Annotated in this window: 13 protein-coding genes; 4 read left to right on the top strand and 9 right to left on the bottom strand. The window is 69.1% G+C overall.

The genetic code is table 11. The features are described 5' to 3' along the window. Positions 1-38: 38 nt before the first annotated feature. A complete protein-coding gene (locus tag ACYVF6_RS08945; RefSeq protein WP_460518421.1) occupies positions 39-731 on the bottom strand; it encodes a hypothetical protein in 693 nt (230 codons plus the stop codon). Here ACYVF6_RS08945 and ACYVF6_RS08940 point away from each other — a divergent pair. Then, complete coding sequence (locus tag ACYVF6_RS08940; RefSeq protein ID WP_460518419.1) at positions 730-975, top strand: hypothetical protein; 246 nt, start codon at positions 730-732, stop codon at positions 973-975. The two genes, ACYVF6_RS08945 and ACYVF6_RS08940, sit on opposite strands and share 2 nt — an antisense overlap. Positions 976-1,053: 78 nt before the next feature. Here the strand turns inward: ACYVF6_RS08940 and ACYVF6_RS08935 are convergent, their stop codons facing one another. The 5 genes from ACYVF6_RS08935 to ACYVF6_RS08915 form a co-directional block, all read right to left on the bottom strand. Beyond that, a complete protein-coding gene (locus tag ACYVF6_RS08935) occupies positions 1,054-1,617 on the bottom strand; it encodes an RNA polymerase sigma factor (RefSeq protein ID WP_460518416.1) in 564 nt (187 codons plus the stop codon). A gap of 72 nt (positions 1,618-1,689) precedes the next feature. Continuing rightward, positions 1,690-4,953, bottom strand: coding sequence for a S8 family serine peptidase (locus ACYVF6_RS08930; RefSeq protein ID WP_460518413.1), 3,264 nt, complete (start codon positions 4,951-4,953; stop codon positions 1,690-1,692). A gap of 87 nt (positions 4,954-5,040) precedes the next feature. Then, positions 5,041-5,547, bottom strand: coding sequence for a 2-C-methyl-D-erythritol 2,4-cyclodiphosphate synthase (gene ispF, locus ACYVF6_RS08925; protein WP_460518409.1), 507 nt, complete (start codon positions 5,545-5,547; stop codon positions 5,041-5,043). Then, the gene (gene ispD / locus ACYVF6_RS08920; protein ID WP_460518406.1) at positions 5,534-6,247 is read right to left on the bottom strand and encodes an IspD/TarI family cytidylyltransferase; all 714 of its coding nucleotides are present in this window, start codon (positions 6,245-6,247) and stop codon (positions 5,534-5,536) included. Before ispD ends, ispF begins: the two co-directional genes overlap by 14 nt. Positions 6,248-6,439: 192 nt before the next feature. Next, positions 6,440-6,925, bottom strand: coding sequence for a CarD family transcriptional regulator (locus tag ACYVF6_RS08915; RefSeq protein ID WP_460518403.1), 486 nt, complete (start codon positions 6,923-6,925; stop codon positions 6,440-6,442). A gap of 303 nt (positions 6,926-7,228) precedes the next feature. Between ACYVF6_RS08915 and ACYVF6_RS08910 the strand changes: the two genes are divergently transcribed. Further along, complete coding sequence (locus tag ACYVF6_RS08910; protein WP_460518400.1) at positions 7,229-7,771, top strand: copper chaperone PCu(A)C; 543 nt, start codon at positions 7,229-7,231, stop codon at positions 7,769-7,771. A 68-nt stretch (positions 7,772-7,839) separates the two neighbouring features. On the opposite strand, the gene ACYVF6_RS08905 is transcribed toward ACYVF6_RS08910, so the two are convergent. Both ACYVF6_RS08905 and ACYVF6_RS08900 read right to left on the bottom strand, forming a co-directional pair. Continuing rightward, the gene (locus ACYVF6_RS08905; protein ID WP_460518396.1) at positions 7,840-8,520 is read right to left on the bottom strand and encodes a response regulator; all 681 of its coding nucleotides are present in this window, start codon (positions 8,518-8,520) and stop codon (positions 7,840-7,842) included. After that, positions 8,517-9,755: a sensor histidine kinase gene (locus ACYVF6_RS08900; protein WP_460518393.1), complete on the bottom strand. Its 1,239-nt coding sequence runs from the start codon at positions 9,753-9,755 to the stop codon at positions 8,517-8,519. Before ACYVF6_RS08900 ends, ACYVF6_RS08905 begins: the two co-directional genes overlap by 4 nt. A gap of 134 nt (positions 9,756-9,889) precedes the next feature. On the opposite strand from ACYVF6_RS08900, the gene phoU reads away from it, so the two are divergent. Beyond that, the gene (gene phoU / locus ACYVF6_RS08895) at positions 9,890-10,537 is read left to right on the top strand and encodes a phosphate signaling complex protein PhoU (RefSeq protein WP_460518390.1); all 648 of its coding nucleotides are present in this window, start codon (positions 9,890-9,892) and stop codon (positions 10,535-10,537) included. Positions 10,538-10,611: 74 nt separating this feature from the next. After that, positions 10,612-11,127: a hypothetical protein gene (locus ACYVF6_RS08890; RefSeq protein WP_460518387.1), complete on the top strand. Its 516-nt coding sequence runs from the start codon at positions 10,612-10,614 to the stop codon at positions 11,125-11,127. Between the two features lie 69 nt (positions 11,128-11,196). Here the strand turns inward: ACYVF6_RS08890 and ACYVF6_RS08885 are convergent, their stop codons facing one another. Then, the gene (locus tag ACYVF6_RS08885; RefSeq protein ID WP_460515333.1) at positions 11,197-12,192 is read right to left on the bottom strand and encodes an IS630 family transposase; all 996 of its coding nucleotides are present in this window, start codon (positions 12,190-12,192) and stop codon (positions 11,197-11,199) included. Positions 12,193-12,611 lie beyond the last annotated feature (419 nt).

Below are 12,611 nucleotides of genomic sequence, written 5' to 3'. Positions count from 1 at the left end.
CGTCGAAGGGATGACCCGATCTCAGGGTCGAGTGCCGGCTACGGTGCCGTCCACTCGTAAGTACGCTCGCAGGTCTCCGGCGAAGCGTCCGGCTTGCCCGCGGTGTGGAAGACCTTGGTGCCAGTGGGATCGGTGTGGCAGTCGCGGGCGAACGGGCCATCCCTCTCGGAGTCGTAGACGAGCTTGCCGTTCGCGTCGTAGCCGCGATAGCGATAGCGGCCGCCGAGTAGGTGGATCAGCCCGCCGTCCAGCCCGGCTGCCAGCAAATCCTCGTCGTTGGCGAACGTTGGGGTGTACTCCGGATAGAACCACATGCCGTCCCGCACGACGGCATAGGTCTCGACGCCGCCCGGGGTTTTGGGCTGGTACGTAACGGTCGCGACCGGCGATATGAAGAGATGCCTGCCGTCGACGATCTGGTAGAGGTACGGATCGCCCTTGGGCTCGTCAGTGCCACCTACCTGGCCTCCGGCAACGGTGTGGCCCCAGCGGTCGCGCCAGCAGAGCCCCCGTTTGTCGTCGGTGGTTCCGTCACCATCTGCCGCGACGAGCCAGGCCGTCGCATCAACGGCCGGGGGCTGGGAGCTCTCGGGAAAGTCCCAGCTGAACGCGAACAACGGCCGTTCGAAGCGGGGGAACACAGACGGTACGACTTCGCTCGCCTGCTGATTGCTCACCCGGACGCATTCATCGTAGAAGTCCTGCAGTGCTCGGCCCGTGATCCAGTGCATGGCTGGTTGGGCGATCCTCGGCCTTTCGGACTTGGCACGAGTGCTCGACTTCGGCGCTGTGGTGGGCCTCGTGGTCGCATGGCTGTTGCCGGAGGCCCTGGGCGCGCCGTCCGGGCGCAATGCCTGCAAGGCGACCGCGCCGGTCGCGACCAGGGCGACCACCGATGCGGCTGCGACCATCGGTACCCAGAACAGTCGCCTCGACGGCCTGCCGTCGAATTGCGCGAAGGTCACCAGTTGGTGACGCCGCCGCACGTGGTGGCCGGGCGGCAGCTCGCGTTCCGGGGGCGGTGAGATCGACGTGGGCATGGCTGACTCTCCTTCACACGCTAGGGGTTGGGACGAGCTCGCCGCGCAGTCGCCGCCGCGCTCGTGTCATCCGTGACTTGACGGTGCCGATCGGTATGCCCAGAGCCGCGGCAGGGGCTTGCTGGTCGAGCCCGGCCCAGACACACAGCTCGACGACCTCGCGTTCGGGCTTGGGCAGGCGTCTCAGCGCGGCACGAACGTGCACCATCGCGCGTTCGTCGTCGATTCGGGCGGCAACGGCGTCGGCGTGGTCCGGGTGCTCGTCGCGCGAGATCTGCAGGCGTTCCAGCGCATGCAGGTAACGCCGTAGGGCCCGGCGCTGGTTGCGGGCGCAGTAGTCGGCGACTTTCAACAGCCACGGCAGCGCGGAGTCACGGTCGAGGATGATCTCGCTCCGTCGTCGCCATGCGTGCAAGAAGACCGCCGAGGTGAGGTCCTCCGCATCGCTCCACGACGCAGTGCGCCGGAACAGGAAGTTGTAGACCGTGCGCGCGTGCCGGTCGAACAACTGACCGAACGCGTCGTACTCCCCCGCGCCAGCTCGTTCCCACAGGTCGCGATCCGTCAGACCGTCCATATCCCTTACGTGTCCGTGGGGCAGGCGCTGGTTCGCGCCTGCCCCACGGCTGTTTGTTCTCGTGTTTGTCGCCTACTTCAGCTGGTACGCGCGGACCACGGTCTGCTCGACCTTGGCGCCGGTCGCGTCCGTGGCGCCGGCGCGCAACGACACGTACCGCGCGCCCGCCGGGGCCTTGGGCACGAAGACGCGGTAGCCGCCACCGTCCCGCGACTCGACCTGCAGCCGCTTCCAGGTCCGGCCGTCGTCGAACGACGCGGCGACGTTCACCGCCGTGACCACGGGCTTCGAGCCGTTGGCGTTCTCGACGTCGACCCGCAGCGGGAACGGCAGCCCGCCTGGTGCGCGGTTCAGCAGGTCGAAGCCGCCGCCGATCCGCAGGCCGAGCACCGACGCGCGGTCGAACTCCGTGAACGGGCCCTTGAACGTCCACCTGCCGTCGACCACCGTCGCGAGCCTCGACCAGTCGACGTCCCGGGTCGCGTGGGTGGTCAGCGTGTACGTCGCGGCCTCGTCCGGCTGGACGGCGTCGAACGTTCCGCCGCCGGGCTCGTCGTTGCTGCCGACCACCACGCCGTTCTTCCGCAACGTGTTGGTCGCCGAGATGCCGGGGTCGGCCTCGCTGGTGAAGAACGACTGCGGCGCCGACGACGAGAACTCCCCGACAGTGGCCCACAGCCGGTTGTAGGCGTAGACCGGCCGGGCGAACGGGCCGATCGCCGCGCCGCCCCAGTGCTTGGCGTACTGCCGGCCGGGCTTGTAGGTGACGAAGCGGTCGCCGTCGTAGTCGATCTCGTAGCCCTGGTCGCTCGCGAGCTCCGAGCCCCACGGCACACCGGCGGAGTAGAAGTCGGTGCGCTGGCTCGGCATCGAGACGTCGAAGCCGAGCGGTACCCCGAAGATGCTGCTCTCGTCGATCGTCGACGTGCGGAACGTCGCCACCCGTGGGGCCGCGACGCCCTGGCCGTGCAGCGAGGTGCGGACCTCCGCGAGGTCGCTGTCGCGGACCCGGAACACCGGCGGATCGGGGACCTGGCCGGCCTTCGTCTCGTGGAGGATGTAGCCCCTGCTGTCGCCGGCGAGAGCCGCGGTGAAGCCGAAGGTGTACGGGTAGGCCGTGACCTGCCTGGTCGGTGTGGCGAACAGGCGACCGCTCACGTTGCCGTCGTCTCCGCCACGGATCCGTGCCCGCAGCGAACCGTTGTCGATCCAGGCGGCCTGCTGGCCAACCGGCGTGACGTCCTTGCTGTCGACGCTCGCCTGGACCGGCTTGCCCTTCCTGGCGTCCAGCGTGACGGTCGTGTCCTTGTCGAGGACGAGATCCGGGCGGACGGCGAGTGTCAGAGCCGTGGTGATGGGCTCGTCCGGTTCCTCGGTGAAGATCGGGCTGGTCAGGTCGTAGCGGCCCTTCGGAAGGCGGACGTGGAAGGGCTCGCCGGTGAGCTGCGCGGTGCGTACGGAACGGGTGCCGGGGACGGTGAGGTACATCTCCGTCGCGGCGGGCTGGCCGGCGCGGTCGATCGCGTCGACCGTCAGGTCGTACGACTCGACCTCCTTGTCGACGCCTGCCGGTGTGCTGGCGACGGACTGGCCGTTGCTCGTCGCGGTGATCCAGGCGCTCTGCAGGCCGTCGGGTGCGTTGACCCTGGTGTCGGCCGTGACCGTAGCCTGCGCGGTGCCTCCGGCCGGTACCGTGAGCCGGCCCGGCTGGACCGTGAACAGCCCGGCTGCCGGGTTGCCGGTGACGGCGAGGTCGAGCGTGACCGGGGCTGTACCGGTGTTGCGGTAGGTCAGCACCTTGGCGATCGCCTGGTCGTCGGTGTGCGGCCACTCGGCGAGCCCGAAGCTGAGGCTCGCCGGCTGCGGGAGCACCTGCTGCTGGATCGCCTTGGCGACGTCGACCCGGCCGGCGCCCTGCTGGAACACACCGAGCTCGGGGTTGGCCTTGGCACTGGCCATCAAGGCCTCGCGGAGCTGCGGTGCCTTCCAGTCCGGGTGCTGCTGGGCGAGGATGGCGACCGCGCCCGCGACGTGCGGTGCGGCCATCGACGTGCCGGACATCCTGACGTACCCGTCGCTCACAGGGTCGCCCATGTAGCCTTCCGCGGCCTTGGCGGCGACGATGTCCTGTCCTGGCGCGGTGATCTCGGGCTTGATCGCCTCGTCGCCGAGCCGCGGGCCGACGTTGGAGAAGTCGGTGAGCGCGTCCTGTTTGGTGACCGCGCCGACGGCGAGCGCGCTGTCGGCCGCCGCGGGCGCCGAGACGCGTTCGTCGTCGAAGCAGTACGGATTGTTCGGGTGGTTGCCGGCCGCGACGACGAACAGCGTTCCGCTCTGCTCGCTGATCTCGTTCACCGCTTGCGAGAGCGGGTCGGTGCCGTCGGTCGCGCAGCCGCCGAGGCTGAGGTTGACGACCTTGGAGCCCTCGGCGGCGGCCCACTCCATGCCGGCGATGATCTGCGAGTCGGAGCCGAAACCGCCGTCGTCGAGCACCTTCCCGACGAGCAGTCCCGCGTCCGGGGCAACGCCTTTGTAGGGGTCACCGCTGCCGGTGATGATCGAGGCGACGTGTGTGCCGTGGCCGGCGAAGTCGGTGGGGCCGCTGGTCTCGGTGAAGTCCTTGGCCTCGAGCACCGCATCGTCGAGGTCGGGATGGGTGGCGTCGATGCCGGTGTCGAGGACGGCGACCTTGACGCCCTTGCCGGTGAAGCCCGCTTGCCAGGCGGTCGGCGCGCCGATCTGCGGAACGCTCTGGTCGAGGCTCGCGCGGACGCGGCCGTCCAGCCAGACCTTGCCGGCTTTGCCGGCCTTGACCTGGGGCCAGAACGCGGTGGCGGCGGTGGCCTTGGTGGTGCGCACTGCCTGGGCGCCGAGGCTCGGAAGCTTGCGGACGGTGCGGGCGCCGGAGACCGCTGTCTTGGACGCCGTGACGATCAGCGGCAGGTCCTTGCGCTTGGCGTCGCCGTAGCCGGACTTCAGCATCGCGGTGACGTCGAACAGCCGCGGATCCAGCTTGCCTTTCGCGAGCAACGGCATCGCGTCGGACGGGACCACCTGGTAGTGCCCGTTCCCGGTCTGGCTCTCAGCGAACGCGATGCCGTGGCGCCCACTGCCCGGCGTGATCTTGGCCGCGCCGCCGGAGAGCTCCACGCGGTCGCCCGTGACCAGCGTGATCGTCTCCGCGGCCGGACGGATCGCCGGCGATACCGGAGCCGCGGTTCTCGCGGCGTTCTCCGGTGGTACGGCGGCCGATGCCGTGGTGGCCATCGCAACCCCCGTGGCGGCGGCCAGGACGGCTGCGGTCAGCCGGCCTGCCCTCCCTTGTCGTGCTCGCACAGAGCACCCCTCCCTGATCGATGAACAGCTACCTCCCTGACGTGTGCACACGTGCCGGGGTTGTCGTCGAAGGGTGGGAAATTACGTCTAGCGGCGGACGAGCAGGGCGGTCGCGATCGCCGCGACTCCCTCGCGGCGGCCGGTGAAGCCCAGGCCGTCGGTCGTCGTGGCTGAGACGCTGACCGGTGCGCCACAGGCCGCACTCAACGCGGCCTCGGCCTCCGAACGACGTGGGCCGAGCTTCGGTCGTGCGCCCACCACCTGCACCGCGACGTTGCCGATCCGCCAGCCCTCGGCCGTCACCCGGCGGGTCATCTCGGCCAGCAGGTCCAGGCCTGCCGCGCCGGCCCAGGCCGGGTCGTCCGTACCGATCTGGCTGCCCAGGTCGCCCATTCCAGCTGCCGACAGCAGCGCGTCGCAGCAGGCGTGGGCGGCCGCGTCGCCGTCGGAGTGGCCGGCGAGGCCGGCCGGTTCGTCCGGCCAGTGCAGGCCGGCGAGCCACATCGGCCGGTCCTCGGCGTACGGATGCACGTCGACGCCGATGCCGACCCGCGGCAGCCCGGTGGACTGCCCGGCCTGCTCAGCGGGCGCCATCGGCCCGCCTGCGGGCGAGGACAGCCTCGGCGAGGACGAGATCGAGTGGCCGGGTCACCTTGAAAGCTTCCTCCACGCCCGGCACGACGCACACCGGCAGCCCGAGCCGTTCGATCAGCCCGGCGTCGTCGGTCACCGCCGCGAGCTCCAGCGCCGGCGCGGTGTCGGCCCACGCGTGCGCCTGCTCCAGCGCCGACCGGCGGAAGCCCTGCGGCGTCTGCACGGCCCGCAGCTCCGTACGGTCGATCGTCCGGACCACGGTGTCGGTCGTGACCTGCTTGACCGTGTCGGCCAGCGGGATCACCGGTATGCAGGCCACCGCGCCGTTCCGGATGCGGGACGCCACGGCGTCGATCAGCTCCGGCGGCGCCAGCGGCCGGGCGGCATCGTGGACGATCACGACGTCGGCGGCGGCCGGCAGCGCGGCCAGCGCAGCCGCGACCGAGGTCCGCCGATCGTCGCCGCCGGCGACGACGCGGACGTCGATGCTCCACTCGTAGTCGGCCAGCTGGCGTTCGACCTCCGCCGTCTGGTCGGCCGGTAAGGCGACGACCACGTGGTCGACCGAACGGGACCAGGCGAGCGCCCGGATCGCGTGAACCAGCATGGGTGCGCCACCAAGCGGGCGCAACGCCTTGGGGATGCCACGTCCCAGGCGCTCGCCGCGGCCGGCGGCGGGAACGATCGCAGCAGTTGTCATGGCAGCAGAAAGTGACCGATGCGTGGAGAGGGGCAGAAGGGCCAGGCACACAAAGACACGAACCCGGCCCCGGAATCCATTGCCGCGGGGGTCCGAGGGTCGCCCCCCGGTATGACAGACGGATCGGAGTGGCTCGCGCTCTCCGCGAGGACACTCCACCCGTCGGATCCGGGCCGGTTCGTGTCTGTTACGTCAGGAAGCGAGCACCTCGTCGAGGAGCGCCTCCGCCTTGTCTTCGTTGGTGTTCTCGGCAAGCGCGAGCTCGGAAACGAGTATCTGCCGCGCCTTGGCCAGCATGCGCTTCTCGCCGGCGGACAGACCGCGGTCGCGCTCGCGGCGCCACAGGTCGCGTACGACTTCAGCGACCTTGATCACGTCACCGGAAGCGAGCTTCTCGAGGTTTGCCTTGTAGCGCCGCGACCAGTTGGTCGGCTCCTCCGTGTGCGGCGCGCGTAGAACTTCGAAGACCTTTTCCAGGCCCTCCTGACCCACCACGTCACGGACGCCAACGAGGTCTACATTGTCTGCAGGGACCCGGACCACAAGATCGGTCTGGGCGACGATACGCAGGACCAGATAGGTCTTGTCCTCGCCCTTGATCTTGCGGACCTCGATGTCCTCGATGACGGCCGCCCCATGATGGGGGTACACCACTGTCTCGCCGACCTTGAAAGTCATATGTCAGGTACCCCTTCCTTGGTGACAAGGATAACACGTGTCACCAAGGAGCCGGATCGCGTTTGCGCAGGTCAGGCCGGGAATCTGGACTTGACAAGATCGGGTTCGCTGTGCATGCCGCCATTCGGGCGGCTCGATCCGTACCACTCAAAAGGGCCTGCGAGCAGGGCCGATACGCTGTAGGCCGCACGCGGAGGGCCGCGCCGTACGGTGGTGGTCAGGTCACTCACGGGCCAGTCCCAAAGCCAGGTCAACGGGCGGTTTCGCGGACCCATGCGAGCCGGCCCGCAGGAAGGATAGGTCGTGCTGGGGTCGTCGTCAGGCAAGATTCGGGTTGGGGCCACGGTTTGCGCCGCCGCGCTGGCGCTCGCGGCGGTCACGGGCTGCGCGGCCACCTACGGTGCCGAGACACAGGTGCCGTACACCGCCGCCGATGGCGTTTACGCCAACACCGGCGGGATCAAGCTCCGTAACCTCGTCATCGTCTCCGACACCGCGGGACGTGGCACGCTGGTCGGCACGGTCTTCAACCAGGGCGGCTCCGCCGATGCCCTGACCGGCATCCAGGTCAGCGGCGGCGGCCGGGCCTCGCTCGGCTCGGCACCGATCTCGCTGCCGGCCCACACCGGCTCGGTCGTCCTCGGCGCCGACTCCACGGTCGGCAAGGCACTCCCGGTCACCGTCGAGGGCAAGCAGGTGAGCGCCGGCAAGACCGTGCGCCTGACCTTCACGTTCCAGAAGGCCGCCGCCGTCCCCGTCACCGTCTTCGTCGTCGCCAGGGACGGCGCCTACTCCACGGTCCCGGCTCCGACCCTGTTGCCGCCACAGCCAGGCCGCCAGTCGTAGCCGCAGCCGGCCCACGGGGGCTCCACCGGCGCGACTCCGGCTGCACTGGACTTCGTCACGTACGCAGCTCAGCCCTCGAACTTGTAGCCGAGGCCGCGCACCGTCACCAGGTGCCGCGGGTTGGACGGATCGGGCTCGATCTTCGCGCGCAGGCGCTTGACGTGGACGTCCAACGTCTTGGTGTCCCCCACGTAGTCGGCGCCCCAGACCCGGTCGATCAGCTGGCCGCGGGTCAGGACCCGGCCCGCGTTTCGCAGGAACATCTCGAGCAGCTCGAACTCCTTCAGCGGCAGCCGGACATCGCCACCGCCGACGGAGACCACGTGGCGTTCGACGTCCATGCGGACCGGGCCGCCTTCGAGGACGGCTTCGGCCACTTCGACCACCTCGTGACCGCGACGCATGACGGCGCGGATGCGGGCAACCAGCTCGCGCGGGCTGAACGGCTTCGTGACGTAATCGTCGGCGCCGAGCTCGAGCCCGACCACCTTGTCGATCTCTCCGTCCTTCGCGGTCACCATGATGACGGGGACGTTCGAACGACGGCGGAGCTCGCGGCAGACCTCGGTGCCGGGCAGGCCCGGCAGCATCAGGTCGAGCAGCACGATGTCGGCACCGCCGCGGTCGAACTCGTCAAGTGCCGCCGGGCCCGTGGCGGCCAGCGCGACCTCGAAGCCCTCCTTACGCAGGACGTAGGAGAGCGCGTCGCTGTAGCTCTCTTCGTCCTCGACAACGAGAACACGGGTCACCGGGTTGCCTCCTTTTGCCGGGGTAGCACCGCCGCGGTCGCTTGCTCGACCACGGGGACATCTGAGACGCCATCCAGGAACGTCAGCGGCTCGGTACGGATCGGGAGCCGCAGGGTGAACGTGGACCCTTCGCCTTCGACGCTCCAGACCTCCACCGTTCCGCCGTGGCTCGCGGCGACGTGCTTGACGATCGACAGGCCCAGCCCGGTGCCGCCGGTTTCGCGGCTGCGGGCCTGGTCGATGCGGTAGAAGCGCTCGAACACGCGCTCCAGCTCCTGCTCGGGGATGCCGACGCCCTGGTCGCTCACCGCGATCTCGACGTACTCGTCCTCGCCGGAGTCGGACTGCTCGTACCTGCGGCGCAGGTCGACGACCACCCGGGTGTGTTCGGAGCTGTAGGCCACGGCGTTCTCGACGAGGTTGCCGAGCGCGATCAGCAACTGCTGCTCACTGCCGTTGATCGTCACGTCGGTGTCGCCGGCGCGGACGAGCTCGATCTGCTTGTTCTGCGCGTCGACGCGGGACCGGTCGAGCGCGCCCTCGACCACATCGCCGAGCGAGACCGGAGCGGCCTCCTCCGACAGGTCGTCGGCCTGGACGCGGGACAGCTCGATGATCTGCTGGACGAGCCGGGACAGCCGCTCGCCCTCGATCTGCATCCGCATCGAGAACCGCTGGACGGCCTCGGGCTCGTCGGCGGCGTGCTGCACGGCCTCGGCCAGCAGGATCATCGCGCCGATCGGCGTCTTGAGCTCGTGGGAGACGTTGGCCACGAAGTCGCGGCGGATCGCGTCCAGCCGGCGTTCCTTGGTGCGGTCCTCGACCAGCACGAGAATCAGCCGGCTGCTGATCGGTGCGACCCGGGCGGCGACGGAGAGCTGTTCGCGGCCGATCTGGTCGCGCGCGATCTCCAGGTCGCACTGCCGGATCTCACCGTCGCGGCGGACGTAGCGCACCATGTCGAGCAGTTCGGGAATGACCACGCGGGCGCCGCGGACGAGCCCATAGGCCCGCGCGGGCGCCGATGCTTGCAGCACTTCGTCGTGAGGTCCGACCACGATGGCGGTAGAGCGCAGCACCCCCAGAACCTTGGCCACGTCGGGGGGTACGACCGGCTCGGGATGTTCGGGCACCTGCCGCTGGGTCCGTTCACTGAACCGGAACGCGAATGCCGCGATCGCACCGACCGCCAGGCCGGCCAGACCTCCGAGCGTGGCTGCGAGTGTCGCGTCCACGACCCCGATCGTACGGGCGGCTATCCACCTGAGCAGGTCATCTGGGGCTCCTGACACGGGGATGTCCGTTTGAGTTCACCGTTTGTTCAGCGTCAGCACCCGGGCGGCAACCTGACGGAAGTACTGTGCTCGGCATGCGAGACGCCTTCCATGAGCAGCTTCAGCAGCTGAATTCCACGCTTGTTGAAATGTCCAAGCTGGTCCGGTCCGCGGTCCACGACGGGACCGAGGCGCTGCTCAACGCCGATGCCCGGCTCGCCGAGCAGGTGATCGCCGCCGACGCGGAGGTCGACCGGCTCCAGGAGCACGTCGAGCTGCAGGCCCTCGACCAGCTGGCCAGGCAACAGCCAGTGGCCGGCGACTTGCGCGTGCTGGTCGCCGCACTACGCATGGTAGCCGACCTGGAACGAATGGGTGACCTCGCCCAGCATGTCGCCAAGATCGCCCGGCTGCGCTATCCCGGCGAGGCGATCCCCGACGAGATGAAGCCGACGATCGCCTCGATGGGCGCGGTCGCCGAGCGGATGGTCGCCACGATCGGCGAGACCGTGGAGCTCTCCGACATCGAACGTGCCGAGGCCCTGGTCACCGAGGACGACGAGATGGACCGGCTGCGCCGCTCGCTGTTCCACAAGACGCTCTCGCCGGACTGGTCGCACGGCGTCGAGGCGGCGATCGACATCGCCCTGCTCGGCCGCTACTACGAGCGGATCGCCGACCACACGGTCTCGATGGCCAAGCGCGTGATCTTCCTGGTGACCGGAGACGCACCCGCGCGCTGATCCCCCTCCTTCGAGGGATCGGCTTCGCCGTCGCGAGGGAGTCCGTCCGAAGGCATGGAATCCAGGCTGATCACATGCCTTCCAAACGACGGATCCTCGCGGCGACAGCCGCACTCGCGATCGCACTCGGGGTTTCGGCCGGCTCGGCCGCAGCCGCGACACGGGACCAGCCGCCGCCGGAGCCGAGCCTCACCGGCGCGGGCCGCATCTTCTACCGCTACTCACCCGACGACGACATCCGCTTCTCGTTCGACGCGCACGGCAACACGATCGACGCCCGCGGCACGTTCCGCTTCACCCACGAGGTCGACGGTGTTGTCTACAAGGCGAAAGCCGACGTCGACTGCCTGGTGACCGGCGGCCACGTAGCCACGGTGACGGGCGTCGTGACCGAGGCCGACGTACCCGACTTCCGCGGCCAGCGCGTCGGCGTGACGGTCGAGGACCTCGGCGGGCGCGGCGACCGGCTCGGCTTCAGCTGGGGCGTGTCGCCGCTGCCCACGCCACGCTGCCTCGGCCCGGCACCGTTCACCGAAGTCGTCGACGGCGGCTACCGAGTGGTTGACGGCCCCTTCACCATCCCCGAATGACCACGTTAACCACGCAATTGGCGGGTTAACCACGCCCCGGGCCGTGGCGAAGCCCCTACTAGTGCCGCGTCAAGCAACGTTGGGTAGGTAATCGGGTCGTCGGATCTTGGAGCCGATGGCGAAGTGGCTTTTCGGCTGGGCGTGTCGGTTGTGCCAGCGGATGTAGCCGGCGATGGCGTGTTCTTGGGTGGCGTGGTTGGGGTAGTCGCTGCTGTCGAGGGTGAAGTAGCGCAGGGCGGTGAAGTGGCATTCGATCCAGTTCAGCCAGGATCCGTTGGACGGGGTGAACACCAACTCCATGTCGTTGCCCTTGCACCAGGCCCTGACCTCGGCCTTGCCGTGGGAGCCGTAGTTGTCGCAGATCAGGTAGAGCTTCCCGGCGAATCGGTGGCGCAGTTGTTTGAGGAAGTCCAGGAACTGGGGCCAGCGTTTGTGGTCGCGGAACCGGTAGAACATCTTGCCGGTGGCCAGGTCGAGGGCGGCGAACATGTGCCGCACGCCGTCCAGGCGGTGGTAGGTCGCCCGCAGCCGGGCTGGATCGCTGATGGGGAACCAGCCGCGGCCGGGTCTGGGCTGCAGGTTCAGCGGCCCGAACTCATCCACACAGATCACCCTGCCGTCGGCAGGCGGCGAGTCATACAGAGCGAGGATCTTGTCCTTCTTGGCCACGAAGTCGGGATCCCTGGAGGCCTTCCAAGTCTTAGTCGCCTGCCACCTGACACCGGCGTTGCGCAGGACCTGCCGCACCGTCTCGGTGCTGACCTTGATGGTGTGCTGCCTGGCCAGATACTCCACCAGTTTGGTCAGGCTCCACGTCGTAAACGGCAGCCCCAACTTCTGCGGCGGGCTCTTGGCCACCCGGCAGATCTGTTCACGCGCCGCGGGGCCGATCCGCACTGGCCGGCCCCCGCTCCATTTTGGGTCCAGTGCCGCAAACCCCTGCTGGTTGAACGCGTGGATCACCTCCCGCGCATACTGCGCCGTGGCGGCGAACATCGCCGCCGCCTCTGTCGCCGAACGGCCCTGAAACGACGCGAACACGATCCCGGCCCGGCGAAGCCGCACCCGATCCCTGGTCCGACGCGTGATCCGTACCAGCCGCTCGGCCTCCTCCGGCTCCAGCGGCCGCACGAACACCTCAGCCTGACGTGCCATCAGCCCACCTCCGACAACAACCCTGCCAAGGCAACCCTCAACGCGTCAGACCGACACGATTACAACGCCAACGTTTCTTGCCGCGGCACTAGCGGTCTTGAGACGTCCTACGCCGACGCCCGGTAGTGGTGTGCCGTCTTGCCAAGCCGCGCTGAACCGTCGATCGGTGCGGCGACCACGCTCCTGAGTAAGGGTTACGGCGTCCGCCCAGAACGTCTGGTTCTGGCGCACCCAAGGAGCGCCCAGCAAGAGTGCCATCGACCTGTGGGGGCACGGTTGGTGATGTCGCTCGGCTCTGGGGATCTTGCAGCACGCAGCACGGGCGTGCC

The organism is Flindersiella endophytica, assembly GCF_054779015.1.
This window is presented reverse-complemented; position numbering and strand designations above follow the sequence as displayed.